Below are 15,940 nucleotides of genomic sequence, written 5' to 3'. Positions count from 1 at the left end.
GGATCGCCTCACGCAGTCTGGCAACGCCGTTCTCTGTCGCGCGGAGTGATGCGTTCACGCACTTCATCTCTTCGCTCGATTTCACCGCACGGGCCATTTCAACAGGTTGTTGCGCATCCACTATGCGCAAGCCACACTCTTTCAGAGCGATTGCTGTTCCTGCGTTGAGCCTTTCCAGACCGATCGTCGCACCCGGGCCGACGAGTTCGCCGATCAGATCGGCCATTTCACGGGCGTGAATTTCCGGACCGGCAGCGACAAAGCTGGCGGTTTTGGAGGGGCGCACTTCGTCAATCGTCTCATATCCCTCGCCAAGGTGAAGACACCCTGTAAATTCAAACAAGATCGACCTTTCAGCCGTCTGCAAAAGGTACCGCGACGGTGCATTGCGTTGGCAAAACACCTGCATATTTCGCGCGCCTGTCGCATAATGAATATTTATAGGGTCGGACAGAATGACCGCATCGACACCGTAGTGCTTCATCTGCTCGCGCACACGCCGGAGGCGATAAAGGCGCACCGCACTCAGGTCGATACCCTCGCTCTCGGGTGCACGATCGAGAAGCGCGATACCAGCTAAATCAAAACGTTCTGCGTGCCAGTCAAAATTTGCCATGTGTACTGCCTCTCAGAAATCCACCCGAAACTAGTCGGTGTGATCTTGGCAGAAAACATTGAAAAATCTCAGAGCTAGGCATAACCAAAGGGAATGACTTTGCGCCGAAAATCCCTCCCGCCACTGGACACTCTGATCTTCTTTGAAGCCTGCAGCCGTGCGGGTAGCTTCGGTGCCGCAGCGTCGGAGCTTTACGTGTCACAGGCGGCGGTCAGCAAGCGGATCAAGCAGTTGGAGGAGTGGCTTGGTTACGAGCTGTTTGAGCGTGGCGCTCGGGGTCTGAGACTTACCTTAGCCGGAGAAAGACTGGCCGACCCGGTTGCGATGTCTCTGGACTACCTCCAAACCTCACTGAACCAGGCTAGGGTGCCGTCCTCGCAAAGTGTTCGTATTGCTGCCAACTCCGCCGTATCTGTGTTTTGGCTCTACAAAAGGTTGAGGTCGTTTGCGCTGAGCGTTGCTTCTCATCCGGTTGAAACTGTCATCGCTGATGATCCACGGGACTTGCTTTCTGACTCGAATGACGTCGCCATAATATACGCGGATGGTGTGCCAGAAGGGTGGTACGGTGAGCTCTTGATGCAAGAAGAGCTGGCGCCTGTCTCATCTCCCTGGGCGGCTCGGCGTTTTGCAAATGACCCAAAAGGCGCGTCTCTGTTGGACTACCAACGTGAAGCTCCCGAATGGATCAATTGGGAGGTGTGGCGGGTGAAGCAGAAAAAGTTTCATGACCTACCCAGGATAGTATGTCCAAGTTATAGCCATTCGATCGGCCGCGCCCTTTCGGGAGAAGGGATAGCTCTAGGTAGCTGCGCATTGCTGGCGGAGGAGTTGGAGACGGGCAAGCTTGTGGTACTTGACGACGCGTCCACAATGACCGGAAAGGGGTATTTTCTGATCTGGCAGGATCACGTGGGTCCATCAACCGGATGCAGAAATTTGGTTCAATATCTTTGTGGCAATTGATGTCGTGAGCGGTGATTGCATAGTGCCATATTCTACTACTTTCGAGGGTGATCCCAGAGCGTATGGCGGCCGAGGCAGCGCCCATCGTGGCGCGAATTGACGAAGTCGGCGTGAAAGAGATGGAGCATACTGAACTCTTTTGCTTGAATTCCGCCAGTTCACCAAAAGCGTGTCAGCGCACCTAAAATGGCTACCTCAGCGGTAACAATAATGGGACCCAGTATCTGTACTTCTGGGTCTCCGGCAAACAAGGGGCGGTTCAGTCTGAGGTGGGCAGAGTACGTCTCAAGGAGTTTCTCACTTGCTTGCGCCGCCTCTACAGAGGCTGCATCCAACTACAGTGTTGCTGAAGTGAAGCCAGGATATTTGACCTAAAGAGTAATTTATTGGAGCCGGGAGCCTGTCACCTGTTGATACGGGGCCGAACCCAATGGAACCTAATTTTTTGTCGTATGGGAATTTGGCTGGTTCAATTCAATGAGCATTAGTGATGGCGTCAAGTACTCGTGGTTATTTTTGGGGATTTCACATGGATTTTTCAGGTAAGTGGGTCAACACCAAGAACTCAGTTCTCGAACTGCACCAAAACGGTAACTCGTTGACTGGAAATTTCGATTCCGGCGTGAGTGACGGTGGCCAAGTCATCAAAGCGCCCATAGTCGGCTGGGCGAACGGGGACAGAGTATCGTTCACCGCAACATACGAGATGTTCGGTACAGTTGTTGCTTGGGTGGGTCAGGTACGGGGAGAGCCGGGGAACCCCGTTATCGATGCGCACTTCTTGCATGAAAGCGATGTCAAAGACTCCGCTGAAGCCGAAGCACTTTGGGCGTCTACCCGAACTGGCAGCGATCAATTTGCAAAGAGATAGCTCTTTGGCATACCGCTGACGGCATCGAAGTAGCTGATTTGAACGAGCCGATTCCTTGTCCAAAGTGACGAGCGGTTAATTGCCTTGTCCCGAGATTTGTCCACGATCTGCCAACCAAGCCTGACAATTTGTTGGGTGGAGGTCAAAGACTGTTGTTGGGCGCGCTTCGCTGTCTTGCTAACCTCGTCTACGATCCCATAGGCAACACCGAAGCGCATATTTTGTGGATAGCGGTATCCGGAGCGCTGCCGTGCGAATAGTACAGCATTGAGAAGGCATTTAGACCAAAATTCGTGTGGCAGTTGGGCGAACAAGGAAAAACAGCCCGCTCTAAGGACGTCCGTGAGCTATGAAAGTAGCCGGTGGAGCTTTCTTGACACAAAGCCCAGTCGAACCAAAGATGGACCACAAATCAGCGATTTGAAGGTATTTTAGTATGGCAATTGGAATAGCAATCGGTATCGCATGCCTGATGCTCTACCAGTACATAAGAATTACAATGGTCGAAGAGCTGCCAGAAAGCTGGAACCGCCGATTGATGTGGTACCGGAACAACATGAGATTTGCGGTTATTGCGCCCATCTTTTTCCTCATGCTAGGTAGCTTAACCCTGTTCTTCCTGGTTAATGATGCATTCAAGGATGATATTCTGACCGAAACAGACCCGAAGTTGGTGCTGGATCTCAATAGCTACATTGTAAGCTCACAAGCTCCTCACGTCATGCTCTTGGTCGCGTTCTTTACTGGCGTGTTGAAATTGTTCGTGGAGCGTGCTGCTGATGATGACGCGAAAATACTGGGGAACTTAAAAAAGAAACTTGTAGCCTTTGTGCGAAATGGAAAGCCAAGCTCCCAAACTGAACCAAAAAACTTGAAAGGTAGTGCCAGGGGAGGGGCTGGCGATGCGTGGTTTTTTTGGTTCTTGTTTTCTGTTGGTGTTGTCGCGATCCAAGCATACTTCGTTGGAGATAAAACTGGCACAGGGATAGTTGTTGAAGAGGCACCTGTAGCGGCAATTATTCCCTCAAGTAGCAAATATACCCTTTTGACTTGGGGCATCGCATCCATCCTCACAATATCAATCGGATATTTCTGTTGGATCTACATGGTGCTCTTCCAGAAGTTGACCGAAGCTCATCACTTTAGTGCTGATACGGCTAGGCTCTTCCTCGGTGGGATCGCAAGAGATAGTTTGCCGCGGCAAGCCATACTCATAGGTCCACCTGGAAGTGGTAAGTCTACTTTTTGCCAGAGCACTAGTGACTTGGATACGACAATAGTCGTTGAGTCCAAGACGCATCGCCTCAATGAAAATGACGGCGAAAACGAAGCGGTTGACGTCACCGTACTTGATGCACCAGGCGAAAATATGGGAGACCATATAACGCTCTGCAGTGCATTTCGCGCCGATACCCTGGTGTTTATGGTGGATGTGAATTGGCTGGAACCAACTGGCCTGAGTGATTCAAGAAACTATGAACTGAGGACCTGGAGCGAGCTACTCAAACAGGGGCGCGATCAAGATGAAGTAAACCTAGAAGCGAGAAAGTATTTTCAGGGGTTCTACTACGGCAGCAAGAGAGATGAGAGTTTAGTGTCTGCCGGTAGTTTGTATAAAGTTCGAAGTTTTTTGCTTTATTTGAATACAGGAAAACACGGAGGAAACCCAAAGTTCGCCGACACACTGCAGAGCTTGGACTTCGATTCACTTAGCAGACTTGCTTGTGAAATTGGCGACCGGTTTGGAGTTTCAGAAAGAGGTTGTTCTTGGATGGTGGGCGATGCGTTGTCAGCGATGCAGGCTGTGCAAATGCTCTCGCTTTCTACTGAGAAGCGCTTCGACAAAAACGCTGAGCACCTTAGTGCTCTTGGTCGGTCAGGGCCGTATCCGACGGTCACACTTGCTGAGCATGCAAAGCAGGTCGACGTAGCTACAGAGAATGCGGAGTCGGCCAGTCAGGTTGATCAGTAGTGTTTCGGATTCTGATAAATATCGGATCGACTGCAGATATATTCGTGCCTAAAGGCGCAAGTCGCTCTCTGAGAAAACTGCGGATTCCCTCACTCCGTGTAGAAGGTAGTTTTCCTGGAGGAAACGCTACTCGACTGCGGTTCAACGAAGCTTCGGACGGCGGAAGGTCCCGTTACTTGCTTTTGGTCACGGAGGATACTCTTCCGAGTGAAGTAGAAAGAGACATTGCAAGAAGATTGGAGGAAGGCCTCGCCCCGCAATTTGATAGGCTGATCGTCGCGAAGAATCAAGAAGCCGCGAAAGATGATATTAGCGAGGTATATGATTTCTGCTCTAAATTGGCAGCAGCATATATGGATAACGAAAGTGCCGAAGTGCATGAGCATCCGAAGCAAACCGCTATCGAAGGTTCAACTGAAGCGCCTCCCTTGGAGAATGAAGCGAATATTGATTTGGCAGAGTCGAAAGCAGGCACTAGGGGTGAAAAGCTGAGTTCTTTTGGTGCGGCCATCTTGTATGGGCTAACTACATTTAGTCTCGCGGTCGCTGGAGTTTCCTTTTGGAGAGTGACTGACTTAGAAAGAGCGTTCGAGAGCAGGCTGGCTGAACGATTGAAAGAAATCGAAACAGAGTATTTTCAGGTCGAAGTCGACTTGGAGAGTCTCGATTTGACGCAACGAGTAACCAACATATCTACGGCGACTTCTGAGGCCGAGGTCGCGCTCTCCTCTCTAGGTACCAGACTTGAGGCCATTGAGCGGTTGCTCGATGAAGAGCCAACGGTGATATCTCAGGCACAATTACTTCGCCAGCTTGCGGATGGTGCAGAACGCACTGAGGAAAGGTGGCAAGCCTTGAACAGAGATCTTGAGGCTCTATCGCTAGAAATAACTGCGAGGACGTCATCATTGCGAGATATCAGTAGTCAAATAGCGAGTGTTCAGGAAAGACTTCGCGAGAATGGAGCGATTGCCGAGAACTTCAATAGTCGAGATGCACTGATATCTCAGAGGATTTCACTTCTAACTGAAATCCAACAGCAAGAGCGTTTGGTAGCTGACAGTATTGCGACCCTATCTGCTCTGATAGCCTCCGTCTCCAGTGAATCGGTGCCCCGGCAAACTGCGATTCGACAGGATATTGAAGGATTGAGATTGCAGGTGGATACGTTGGCCAACTTGCTTGAAGAGGTCCCTGTCAGTCCATCCGTTCCAGTTGCCACTAATAGTGATATCGTTGGTGCGCAGACCTTCCTTCAGGAACAAGACTTTCCAATCGATGTTGACGGTGATTGGGGTCCTGCATCACGGCTGGCTGCGAGGTCGTTCCTTGCAGACTATGACGGCCCTTGGAGAAATGGACAAAGATCTTCACAAAACGACGCCAATCAGATGAACGATGACGAACTGATAGCCAATCTGATTTGGATAGTTTCTCAATGATTTCCTGCGCGATTTTTTGGGCTTATCAGACTTTTGTCATGTTCCTTTTCCTTGCAATGCCGTGCAACTCAACAGTACCAATCGTTTAAGGATAGGAGGTCTGTGCGTTCCAGATTTAGTGAGCAAGGTTGATCATGCGTTTGTTGATTGCGATGCTGCCGAAACATTGAAGTAACGATAACTAGGAACTATGAGTTCGGGCGCGATCTTACGTAGAGTCTTTTCGACCGCTCGCCCCGCACTGCTATTTGTGGCTATCTTCGTAGGGTTCCATATCAACGATACTTTTGATCTCCGTCTCATCGAGGATCAGCAAACGAGAGATAGTTAGCTTGCGTCGGCGTTCAAATCTCACAGGTAGCTGTCGGTGTCAATTTACTCAAGAAAGTGATTTCAAAAAATCAGTTACTTTTTCAATTAACTACCGCTTCACATTAGATACGCGATCCTTACTGCTAGACGTTCTCAATGCCTAATTTTGGTCAAAATTTGTTCATGACAGTGTAATTTCATTCTGGGGGTAGGACGAGTTCAGCGGAGGAAGACAGCGACGAGCCCGTCAGCAAAAGCGATAGGATAAACGCCCCCTATTTCGACGTGGTTCGCGAACAACTGCAGTTTTGGCCGTATACAATTCACCAAATAGACGACACGCTTGATGCAGGTTTAATCGAGGCTCGCGCCAAGCAGTTGCTTTTTAGAGCAATCCACGCCCGCAATTTGACGGCCTTCGTAGGATCCGGCGTATCAATGAGCTACAGGCGTCTGACCTGGCGCAGCTGGGAGAAAGAGCAGCGCCGCACGGTCGAGCAGGAAGCAGACAGGTTTGAAGCCATCACAAAGGCTTCCCTAGATTGGATCAGCTTTCAGATCCAACTGCTGACCCCTCACCTCACAAATGATGAAAGCCATCACGCGAAAGACATTCTTGAGTCGGAACTTTGGCAAGCGCTTCATCCTAGCGACAAGCTTCATAAGCCGGCGCTTATCCAGCAACACGAACACAACGTGTGGCAATGGTTAAGGGGGCGCAAACGGGCGATAGAAGCGGCGCGGGCGAAGGTAGACAGCTTGCGGGTGACGTTCGACCAGACGTTGAAAGGAGGTGGTCATTTCCCGGGCGGTGAAGAATTGCCTGTGAAGTTCGAGATTGCCCAGCAGTTGCACGCGGAGCTGTTAAGGCATCAACGATTGTTTTTGCCGGAGACGGTCGCGGACCAAGGCACGCTCTATGTTGACGTTTTACGTCAGGCTTGGCTGGGGGCTAGCTTCACACAATGTACAGACGCCCCTACAGAAGGCACCGCCGCTTTTCACGCGGTGCTGAGTGAACACCTCAATGCGCCTGGAGGCAGCCTAGCTACAGCCCGCGGCAAGTTGTTCTTTGCATATAGCCTTTCATTGCGTAGTTACTTCCACCTCAATATTCGCCCAGAATCTCAACTGAGTTTTGCGGCGCTTGCGAAGACGCTTCTTGTGGATGAAACGCTGCACGCGATGCTTTTGCTCAGACAAGGGCTGCTTCGGAACGAAGACCGTGATGGGGAGGCGGTTGATCCTAAATTGGGCAGGCGACTTACTCGCTTCGAGAGTGAACTCGGTGTTTTCAGTCGAGAGAAACAACGTCGCGATATCAAAGGTATTCGAGAAAACGAGGATCGCTACGCGGTTCTCACGCCATTCCGAATTGATCGCGCGATGGTTCAAATGAAGAAAGTCGCAAAGAGCGCGAATACAATCGAAGCGTGGCGGCATTTTCTGGATGCTGCGCTCGCGGACCTGAAGGAGTACCTCGAACGAGTAGAAAAGGCGGGAGGAACGCGGGACTACCTCACGCCGAGTTCGAGGTACTTGGTGAGCCTAGGGCTTTGTCTTTCTGAGGATCCTTTTAGGAACTTGGGATTTCAGCAGAGGGTAACATCGGGCCAGCACCTGATGGAAGCGAAGGCGAATTTGCTCTGGAGGATTCTCCGCACCCGCTAAGCCGCCCGAAGATTGATGCGTTCACTTCGCGCCGTTCCATCCTTGCCGATCGTTTTGACCCGATGCCGAAGATACACGGCGAGCTTAAGGTCAATCGATATATCACCACCAACTATGACTTTGAGATTGAGCGGTACTTCCAGGACATGGGCTACCGCGCCTTTGATCCCCCGCCTGTCGAGCTTCCCGGCGCAGGTCCGGCGCCGGAATGGCCGGGAGAAAACGATATGCGCAGCGACCCCATAGGGTGAGTTCTGCGCGACACCTGCTTCTCGCCGGAGAATGCGTCACAGCTCACCCGTTTTGCGATGGAGAGCGGGGAGGCCGGGGCGAGCGTCTTTCATTTGCACGGACGCGCGACACTTGATGACAGCCTCGTCATTACCGAACACGACTACATGCAGCTCTATCTCACCGATGACCGAAATCGACCAACGATTGACGAGGGAATACAGGCTGCTTTCTCGGGGGCGCCCCTTTTGTTTCTTGGCTTGGGGATGGAAGAAACGGATCTTCTACGTCCGCTGCGCCAATTCATTTCAAATCGGGACCGGACGATCGGCTATACATCCATGGCCCTATTGCCTGCGGAGAAGGGTTTTGCGGCCCGGACAAAGTTCACGGCAGCCCTTTATATGCGTTACGGGGTACACACGATTTTCTATGGCTCGGGCCAACTCACATACCAGTCCGAACCGGGGGGCAAGAACGAAAAGACATATGCCATTGATTGGCTGCATCGTGTGCTGGGGTTGACTAACGGTCTGCGCGCTGAGGTAGACAAGTGGGAGGACGGCAAGGCAGGCGGGAGGACACCTGCAGGGATCCTGTCGGATCTGATCAAGGCCGTTGGGACTGTGGGTCCCGACATGGCGGAGGAGCTGGACCCTCCCGATGAGGCTGGCGGCTCTTTGCATCGGCAAGACACCTCTGCGCTTTGCGTACTGTTGAACTGGCCGTCAATTGATGCTGACGATGAAGCGGCGCTTTCGGAGCTCGCGGATCACCTGTCGGCGCCCAGCCGCGCCGCAGCGGACAAGACCGACCGACCCTCTCCGCTGCGGACCTGCGCCTTCGCGCCCACGCGGCCCAGTGAGTATCGGCTCGCGCATCGTGAAGAGTCCGAGACGCGCATTGAAGGAGAGAAGTACCTGGGCTTTTATACACGCCAACTCGACAGGTTGATGGCGATGGTGCTGCAATTGCCGGGTGAACTTGACGGCGAGGATGGGCCAGCGAACAAACCGCATTGCGCGCCAATCCGTATCGCGCTTGAAGGCCTCTACGGGTCAGTTCTCAGTGACAATCAACAGTCCGTGCCCATCCCACCATACTTGTTTGGCTGGAAAACCGTCCACTGGACGCTTTTCTCTATCCGCCTGCACTCCAGCGGTAATACGTCTGTTCAGTCACACCAATCTGACGGATCGCATCCAGACGTGGCATGCCTTGTCCCGTCAGAACCTCAACCTGCGGTAGCTTCCTGACAATCTCTTCCGGTTTGGGTCGCTTGTTGGCCATGTGTTTCCTCCCGTTTTCCTAAACATAGCCGAGGACCAATTAAGTCGGGGAAGACCAGGTTTCGGCAAAGCTGTCAAAACTCTGCACCGCTTTGGCAAGAAACATGTCGCCCGAAGCGACCAGGAAGAACAGCAGAGTAAGCGCAAACAAAATGCGGCTGAGGAAAGCAGGCGCCATGCTGAAGATCGCCGCGGCAATTCCGGTGTCCGACACGACCTCGACTTCCATGGTTTCGGCATCCTGCTCTTCGATGATTTTCTCTGCCGCGACAGCCGCATCGTTTATCGCTTCCAGTGTGCCGCCTGCTGCTGAGAGCTTTTGATTGATCTCTTCCATGAGCAAGGGAAGATCTTCGATGAATTGGGCCGCCGGCGCGCTGAGTTGCACGAGCAACAATGAAATGAGCGCAGCAAGGATTGCCGTGAAGACCGCAGCCGATACAACCGGCGCGATACCCAGTCTGGACAGGAGCCGACGCGGGCTATTCAGAACGAAGTACCCAAGAAACGCGGCCGTGATAGGGACCAGGAAGTCGCCGGCCCACACCAAAGCCTGCAAAAGCAGAAGGCAAAAGATGCCGATGATCGGTACCTACAAACGCCGCAGAGCTTTATCTGACATCGCTTGTGCGAACTTATTCTCCGTCGTCATGGCGCGTCCCTTCGTTTCCCGCGGTCGAGCCCGGGTTTTCGAGGAAGATGGTTGCCGTTAGGGGAAAGTGATCTGATCCAAACTTCTCAAGACGACGGAACGAAACAAGGCCGACATCTTCGGTCATGAAGACTTGGTCGATGGGAAAGCGCATCAAAATTCGATCTGCGTGGAAGCTCGACAGCATGCCGCGACCGACCCGCGGTTCAAGCAGGTTCCCGTATCGCTTGAACCGCTTCGTCGTCCAGGACCAGGCAACATCGTTGAAGTCCCCCATGACGATGGTGGGGCGTTCCGTGGACTGGGTCATTAAAGCGGCGTCTTTGATCTGCTGGTCTCGCACTGCTGTCGAGTTGCCGGGAACCGGTGGGCGTGGATGCAGGCCAATGAAGTTGAATGTGACGCCATTGGGCGAGGTTAGTGAGGCGCGCACCGCAGGCGTGTCGTCCGCGACCGGCCAGAGAAGTTCGACCTGTTCCGCTTCCAACCGGGTCGCGAAGATGAGACCGTAAAAGTCATCGGCGATGTGACGTTTGGTCGTCGCGTATCCGGCAAGCGTATCTTCAAGTGCTTCGTTCCAGGCTGCATCGGTCTCCATCAGCAGCAGAACATCGGGATCTTCGCGTTCGATTATCGCGTTCAGGTCATCGTGCCGTTTGTTGTCCATCAAAACGTTGACCGACATCAGCAGTACTTCATCACTGGGCTGTGATGCGGACTGCAACTCGATCTCGGGATCAGCCAGCGGCGTATAGGGAAAAATCTGTGCGGCTTGATATATGAAGACCCCACCGAGAACCGAGACGAACAGCGGCTTGAACGATGTAACCAGTGGCAGGCCTAGGAGAAGAACGATCAAGGCCGAAGTCGCGATGTGAAGACGGGGGAAATCCCACATCCGCACCCACCACGTCACACTGTTCGTAAGTGGCAGCAGCGTGACGGTCAGGAGGATCGCCCCGATGAGCCAGAAAATCCAGTTCAGCATTCAGTTCACATGATCGTTTCAGTTGATGGTTTCACCCAAGCGGTCAGCTTTCACGGCGCCCCGCGACCCCATCGGTTCATCCGGCCCAGTGGTTGTATCCTTGCGCGTCTGCGCTTCCAATTCTGCATTCAGTTCAGCACCCAACAGGATGATAAACGCCGAAATCCAAAACCACATCAGCAACACTACGACACCAGCCAAGGTGCCAAAACTTTCATTGTAGGAGCCGAAGTTACTGACGTAGAATGCAAACCCCACTGACGCAACCAACCAGACAAGACACGCCACCAAAGCACCTGGCGACGCCCATGCCCATTCCGGGTTATCGCGAGAAGGCGCATAACGGTAAAGGATCGAAAGCCCAAACACAGTGAGGGCAAGCAACCCGATCCAGAGGCCAAAGGTCATAAAGACTTCAAATATCGCTCCAAGCTCCACTACCGCGAGGATTGCGGGAAATCCCAGCATCGCTCCGAGGGCGAGGATCAGGCCCAGCAACAAAACCATGGTCAGGGCCAGTGTGACGAGCTTGAGCTTGATAAAGCTCCGCTTCTCTTCCTCGTCATAGGCGATATTGATGCCTTCCATGAGGCTCGCCATACCTTTGGATGCCGAGTAGATTGCGATCAGCAGACCGATGGCGGCAGCAAGCCCCAAGCCCCCGTCTCGCGATCCGGCAACTTCGGTCGCCTGCTGTGTGATGATCGTGATCACCTCCTCGGGCATGAGGCCTGAAAGGCGTTCCAGTTGCGTGACGACCTGGCTCGGCTCCACCAGCAATCCGCTGATCGCGATAAGCGCTGTGATCGCAGGGAAAAGGGCCAGCAGCCCGTAAAAGGAGACGCCCGCGGCAATCAGCCCAACGCGGTCCGCCGAAATCTCATCCTTGACCCGGATAGCTATGTCCTTCCACCCGGGCGCCGGAATATCGGTTGGTTTCTCAGCGGCGCGACCGCGTGACATGGCAAAACCCTCGCGTTCTTAGGTCAAAACCAACCTAAGAAGGGGAATGTAGGTTCCCCCTTTTTCTAAGTCCGGCTCAACTCTTGGGTTTGCCGAGGTTCTTGTCGATCGCTTCAGACTTGGCCTTGTCCGCAACACGTTTTGCTGTGCTCTTGGCTTTGTCACCAACGGCCTGCACAGCCGATTTGTCGCCCGGCGCGTCGTTGTCGAGATCGGCCCTGGTCTCATCCGCGATGGCCTGGACCTCTTCCTGAACAGAGGCCGCGACCGACGCGGCCTTGGCTTTCTCTTCCTCAAAGATGCGTTCGGCCTCGTCAAAGAGGCTATCGCTCCGAGAGCCCATCAGATCATCCTCGGTCTTCGTACGTGGCAGGGCACCTCCGATGGCCGCGCCAACCGCTAGGGCAAGTGCGCCCATGACCAAAGGCTGCCGATCATAAAAATCCGCGACCCTGTCTGAGCCATCACCCATGGACCGCGCAGCGAATTGCCGCATTTCAACGGCCCTCCTGCGTGCCGCAATCACCCGCCGACGGCCTTCTTCGCTGAGTGTCTCGGTGCCTTCTGCGATCCGGCTCCCGGCTGCAGAAAGACCATCGCGTACAGACTGAGCAGTGAGCGCCACCGACGCTTTCGCCGAAGCCGCTGCATCACCGACCGCCGAACCGGCGCCCGAGACCCCGGCCTTCACGGATTGCGCACCGCCAGAGGCCTTTTCCTTTATGGTCTCGGTGCCATCTGCTAATCGCTCTCCCACTGTCGGACCAGCATGGTCCTCGCTCGCCCAAGACGGCCCCGCTGTGGTTTGAGGAGGATATGTTGGAGGTGTGTAGGGGCGGCCTTGCACCTCACGCGTTTGGCGGAAATCGCGTTCGGCGGCGCTGTAAGCTCTGCGGTCACTGTCGTGGTAAACGTCGTGCCGCGGCTGTGGCCTGCTTGATCCGCCAATCATCAACCAGGCCAATCCGATGCCGGTCAGTGCCAGAGGGATCGGGTTTGCCTTGACCTGATTGGAAATCGCGCGGCCCATCTCACCGCCATGCTCGCGGAACTGATCACCAATCTGGCGCACTAACGTGTCGATCGAGAACTTGTCTTGAAGATCCTCGATATTGGACGAGAGATCCGACCGCTGCTCTTCGATCTCGCGTTCGATTTCTTCTGGGCTGCGGGTCTCATTTGTCATCGTAAGATTCCTTTACGGCTGCGGCATCGCGCTGGACGTTCTTTACTGTCCGCGTGGGGGCGAGGCTTGAGAGTTTGAGGTCATTCAACCCTTTGCTCATCAGGGCATAGGCGGCCGCACCCAGAAGGGCCCCAATGATCAGGGCCGCCCAGCCGGCATCCAGACCAGCTTCGGTCAAAGCCGCGACAAGGGCCGCTGCCAGAACGTTAAGGGCAACCAGTGCAATGATCGCCGCTCCCCCGATCAACCCGACAGCCACTCCCGCCTTGTTCACGTTTTCACTAACTTCGGCGCGAGCCAGATCAACCTCGTTGCTCACCAGTCCGCTCACGTTGTTCAAGGCGTCCGACAGCAATGTTCCGGCGCTCTTGTTTGTCCGATCATCGCTCATCTGAAGTCTCCGGGTGCGGTTTTGCCGGATATGTCTTGTGGTGTGGTCACGGAAGGACTGGACGTAAGCGGAGTGGGTTGTGCGACAACAGATGTGCCAGTGTCCGACGCTTTGGCAAACCGTGTGGCAGCAAATCCGATCAGGGCAGCCCCTCCGAGAAACAGCAGTGGGTTTCTGCGCGCAAAGGCGCTGACATCGTGCACCATCTCGCCCAGATCCTTGTTCCGCATCGCTTCAGACGCATCCGCCAGCCCTTCGGCGATCTGACCAAAGGTTCGCTCTTGCGGTGAACCGCTGCGCATTTCTTCGGCTGCAGTGCGCAATGCCGATGCGACGCCCGACAGTTCCTCAGCTGCGACGCTTTTTGCTGCTTCAGCCTGTCTCGATGCGGCGGACGCTGCGTCCTGGGCAACGTTCTGTGCCGCGGCTTTGGCCTGCCCGGCAAGTTCAGCGGACGTCTCTTTTGCCTGCCTTGTGCTGGATTGTGCTCCGGTATCTCCCGGCTCGTTCGGTGTCGACATAACGTTCTCCGGTGATTGGCTTAGAATACGAAGCTGACGATGGCCAAAACGACGACGATCAGTCCGATAAGGTAAAAAACATTGTGCATTGGTAGCTCCTCCGAAGGGCGCGATAGGCCCGCTTACACCAAGTTAGGTAATCGGATCGCGCCGTGCGGATCGCAGACACTAAACTGGTTTAGCGTTTGGCCATTGAGTGCCTGGACTGGGTCCAATCATGACTCGGAAGTAAGTCCGTTCGGAGTAGCTTTGATACTCATCTCGAAAGGATTGATCATGAGTATCGACACCCTGGAAGACCTCTATCTCGAACAGCTCAAGGACCTTTACAGCGCCAATTCACAGGCGCTGGATGTAACGAAAGAAATGGCAGATGTCGCGACTAATCAGGATTTGGTCAACGCGCTCAACGCGGGAGCAGATGGCATCCAGAAAGGGATCGACGCGATCGCAAAGATCTCCAAGGCTCACGACGAAAGCCCGAGCGGTGAACATTGCAAAGGTATGGAAGGCCTCGCCAAAGAGGCACGCGCGCATACAGTTGGAGAATCCTTTGGCGAAGACGCGACGCGGGACGCTATGATTATCACGCAATATCAGCGTTTGGCTCATTACGCGATTGCAGGCTACGGATGCCTTGCCGCATTTGCCGATCGATTGGAACTTCAAGATGACGTCGCGACACTCAAGGATTGCCTTGATGCTTCATACGAAGGCGACCGTACGATGACCGCGCTTGCAACCGGCGGCATCAACAAGGACGCTGTGGCCTGAGACTACGCCGGCTCGGACGCTTCTGCCGAGCCGGTCGTGTCGTTTTCGGCGACGGGGGGAAACCAGGAGGTGTCCATGTCGACAAAGGGATTGATGAATTCGCATTCCCCTTCCCACTGCTCGCGCACAAGCAGACGGATGTAGGGTCTTTCAATTTCGATCTCCCCACCGTCTACGAAACGGCGCAGCAATTTGTTGACGTAGATAGATGTCAGCCCGACCGCCTGACCGATCTCAACCTGGCTGAATGGGACCTGGAAACGGTTTCCTAGGCCGACATTCGCGACCTCCAGACGCGAACGAAGTTGCAAAAGCCAGAACTTCAGCTTGTGTGTGGCGTCCATCGATGCAAGGCTGCTTGCGTGGTGTCGCAATGCGATCTGATCAAGGCTGCCAACGGCAGTCAGCAAAGCACCCAGGCGTGGGTAGTCTGAAAAGAGCGGCGCAAGGCCTTGGCGCGGGAACGGACAAATCACCCCATCTGTTTGCATGACAATCCGGTGGTTCGCGTGCGATGACCCGATCTCGGCGAGGCCCATCACCTCGCCGGGCAAATAAATTCTCAGGATTTGGCTGCGTCCATCCGAACTGTCCGATTTGACAACGGCCCAGCCTGTTTTCAGGACAGTGACCCCGTCCGTCCGATCACCAACGCTTAGGATCGGGCGCCCCTTGCGTTGCGGGCGTTCATCCTTCTCCAACTCGGCAATGAAGTCGCATTCGCGGTCGGTGAGGTCCACAAAGCGGGACAGGCGGCTGACAAGGCAGCTTTCAACATCTTCGGACATGGAAATAACCTAACACAGTTTTGTGCAGCTCTGCTCGTTTCACGTGCAAGGCTGGGATATGCAGAATGATATCCCGTCGAGAAGTGAGAACATAGGACTGTGACCTGTCCCCTTTGAGGTCCGCAGTTTAGCGTACGATCTAGCTTCCAGTCGATACGCGCCCCGCCAATCGACGCGTCCACAACCACGGCAAGGTATTCCCGGATGACGTCATTAATCACATTCGATACGCGAACTCGCCACCTGCCTTCCAGTGCATCCGGCACGAAGTCGATTGGCAATTGTGTTTCAGCAGGACGTACAGCCT

General features: G+C 54.1%; 14 protein-coding genes and 3 pseudogenes. 8 read left to right on the top strand and 9 right to left on the bottom strand.

The genetic code is table 11. From position 1 onward, the window contains the following. Nucleotides 1-94 precede the first annotated feature (94 nt). Nucleotides 95-616 (bottom strand): annotated as a pseudogene (locus CFI11_RS24680) (aminopeptidase P family N-terminal domain-containing protein); the annotation flags it as partial. A 93-nt stretch (nucleotides 617-709) separates the two neighbouring features. Here CFI11_RS24680 and CFI11_RS19055 point away from each other — a divergent pair. From CFI11_RS19055 to CFI11_RS24675, 7 genes and pseudogenes are all read left to right on the top strand, one after another. Further along, nucleotides 710-1,582: a LysR family transcriptional regulator gene (locus tag CFI11_RS19055; protein ID WP_130408810.1), complete on the top strand. Its 873-nt coding sequence runs from the start codon at nucleotides 710-712 to the stop codon at nucleotides 1,580-1,582. Nucleotides 1,583-2,072: 490 nt separating this feature from the next. Continuing rightward, nucleotides 2,073-2,453: an avidin/streptavidin family protein gene (locus tag CFI11_RS19050; protein ID WP_130408808.1), complete on the top strand. Its 381-nt coding sequence runs from the start codon at nucleotides 2,073-2,075 to the stop codon at nucleotides 2,451-2,453. 436 nt (nucleotides 2,454-2,889) lie between these two features. Next, nucleotides 2,890-4,425, top strand: a complete 1,536-nt coding sequence (locus CFI11_RS19045; RefSeq protein WP_130408806.1) for a GTPase domain-containing protein — start codon at nucleotides 2,890-2,892, stop codon at nucleotides 4,423-4,425. A 176-nt stretch (nucleotides 4,426-4,601) separates the two neighbouring features. Beyond that, complete coding sequence (locus CFI11_RS19040) at nucleotides 4,602-5,867, top strand: hypothetical protein (RefSeq protein ID WP_217358720.1); 1,266 nt, start codon at nucleotides 4,602-4,604, stop codon at nucleotides 5,865-5,867. 597 nt (nucleotides 5,868-6,464) lie between these two features. Next, the gene (locus CFI11_RS19035; protein ID WP_130408802.1) at nucleotides 6,465-7,850 is read left to right on the top strand and encodes a hypothetical protein; all 1,386 of its coding nucleotides are present in this window, start codon (nucleotides 6,465-6,467) and stop codon (nucleotides 7,848-7,850) included. A 62-nt stretch (nucleotides 7,851-7,912) separates the two neighbouring features. Continuing rightward, nucleotides 7,913-8,101, top strand: coding sequence for a hypothetical protein (locus CFI11_RS19030; protein WP_130408800.1), 189 nt, complete (start codon nucleotides 7,913-7,915; stop codon nucleotides 8,099-8,101). A gap of 57 nt (nucleotides 8,102-8,158) precedes the next feature. Next, a pseudogene (locus CFI11_RS24675) lies at nucleotides 8,159-8,488 on the top strand (SIR2 family protein); the annotation flags it as partial. Nucleotides 8,489-9,236: 748 nt separating this feature from the next. Here CFI11_RS24675 and CFI11_RS19020 read toward each other — a convergent pair. From CFI11_RS19020 to CFI11_RS18990, 7 genes and pseudogenes are all read right to left on the bottom strand, one after another. Then, nucleotides 9,237-9,371 (bottom strand): annotated as a pseudogene (locus tag CFI11_RS19020) (IS3 family transposase); the annotation flags it as partial. Between the two features lie 39 nt (nucleotides 9,372-9,410). Then, the gene (locus tag CFI11_RS19015) at nucleotides 9,411-9,947 is read right to left on the bottom strand and encodes an AI-2E family transporter (RefSeq protein WP_256370582.1); all 537 of its coding nucleotides are present in this window, start codon (nucleotides 9,945-9,947) and stop codon (nucleotides 9,411-9,413) included. A gap of 58 nt (nucleotides 9,948-10,005) precedes the next feature. Then, nucleotides 10,006-11,010 (bottom strand): endonuclease/exonuclease/phosphatase family protein, encoded by a 1,005-nt coding sequence (locus CFI11_RS19010; protein ID WP_130408796.1) that lies wholly within the window; start codon nucleotides 11,008-11,010, stop codon nucleotides 10,006-10,008. 18 nt (nucleotides 11,011-11,028) lie between these two features. Beyond that, nucleotides 11,029-11,973, bottom strand: a complete 945-nt coding sequence (locus CFI11_RS19005; RefSeq protein WP_130408794.1) for a YihY/virulence factor BrkB family protein — start codon at nucleotides 11,971-11,973, stop codon at nucleotides 11,029-11,031. A 76-nt stretch (nucleotides 11,974-12,049) separates the two neighbouring features. Next, the gene (locus CFI11_RS19000; protein ID WP_130408792.1) at nucleotides 12,050-13,159 is read right to left on the bottom strand and encodes a DUF3618 domain-containing protein; all 1,110 of its coding nucleotides are present in this window, start codon (nucleotides 13,157-13,159) and stop codon (nucleotides 12,050-12,052) included. Then, nucleotides 13,149-13,550, bottom strand: coding sequence for a phage holin family protein (locus tag CFI11_RS18995; RefSeq protein WP_130408790.1), 402 nt, complete (start codon nucleotides 13,548-13,550; stop codon nucleotides 13,149-13,151). The genes CFI11_RS19000 and CFI11_RS18995 overlap by 11 nt, the downstream gene beginning before the upstream one ends. Continuing rightward, a complete protein-coding gene (locus CFI11_RS18990; protein ID WP_130408788.1) occupies nucleotides 13,547-14,071 on the bottom strand; it encodes a hypothetical protein in 525 nt (174 codons plus the stop codon). Before CFI11_RS18990 ends, CFI11_RS18995 begins: the two co-directional genes overlap by 4 nt. 276 nt (nucleotides 14,072-14,347) lie before the next feature. Between CFI11_RS18990 and CFI11_RS18985 the strand changes: the two genes are divergently transcribed. Further along, nucleotides 14,348-14,845, top strand: coding sequence for a ferritin-like domain-containing protein (locus CFI11_RS18985; RefSeq protein WP_130408786.1), 498 nt, complete (start codon nucleotides 14,348-14,350; stop codon nucleotides 14,843-14,845). A 2-nt stretch (nucleotides 14,846-14,847) separates the two neighbouring features. Here the strand turns inward: CFI11_RS18985 and CFI11_RS18980 are convergent, their stop codons facing one another. Next, nucleotides 14,848-15,633, bottom strand: a complete 786-nt coding sequence (locus tag CFI11_RS18980; RefSeq protein WP_130408784.1) for a Crp/Fnr family transcriptional regulator — start codon at nucleotides 15,631-15,633, stop codon at nucleotides 14,848-14,850. Nucleotides 15,634-15,940 lie beyond the last annotated feature (307 nt).

Source organism: Thalassococcus sp. S3 (genome assembly GCF_004216475.1).
In the GTDB taxonomy this organism is placed as follows: domain Bacteria; phylum Pseudomonadota; class Alphaproteobacteria; order Rhodobacterales; family Rhodobacteraceae.
This window is presented reverse-complemented; position numbering and strand designations above follow the sequence as displayed.

Coding starts and splice junctions, on each gene's coding strand:
- CFI11_RS19055 (WP_130408810.1), top strand. CDS start 710: ATGACTTTGCGCCGAAAATCCCTCCCGCCACTGGACACTCTGATCTTC.
- CFI11_RS19050 (WP_130408808.1), top strand. CDS start 2,073: ATGGCGTCAAGTACTCGTGGTTATTTTTGGGGATTTCACATGGATTTT.
- CFI11_RS19045 (WP_130408806.1), top strand. CDS start 2,890: ATGGCAATTGGAATAGCAATCGGTATCGCATGCCTGATGCTCTACCAG.
- CFI11_RS19030 (WP_130408800.1), top strand. CDS start 7,913: ATGCCGAAGATACACGGCGAGCTTAAGGTCAATCGATATATCACCACC.
- CFI11_RS19010 (WP_130408796.1), bottom strand. CDS start 11,010: ATGCTGAACTGGATTTTCTGGCTCATCGGGGCGATCCTCCTGACCGTC.
- CFI11_RS19005 (WP_130408794.1), bottom strand. CDS start 11,973: ATGTCACGCGGTCGCGCCGCTGAGAAACCAACCGATATTCCGGCGCCC.
- CFI11_RS19000 (WP_130408792.1), bottom strand. CDS start 13,159: ATGACAAATGAGACCCGCAGCCCAGAAGAAATCGAACGCGAGATCGAA.
- CFI11_RS18995 (WP_130408790.1), bottom strand. CDS start 13,550: ATGAGCGATGATCGGACAAACAAGAGCGCCGGAACATTGCTGTCGGAC.
- CFI11_RS18990 (WP_130408788.1), bottom strand. CDS start 14,071: ATGTCGACACCGAACGAGCCGGGAGATACCGGAGCACAATCCAGCACA.
- CFI11_RS18985 (WP_130408786.1), top strand. CDS start 14,348: ATGAGTATCGACACCCTGGAAGACCTCTATCTCGAACAGCTCAAGGAC.
- CFI11_RS18980 (WP_130408784.1), bottom strand. CDS start 15,633: ATGTCCGAAGATGTTGAAAGCTGCCTTGTCAGCCGCCTGTCCCGCTTT.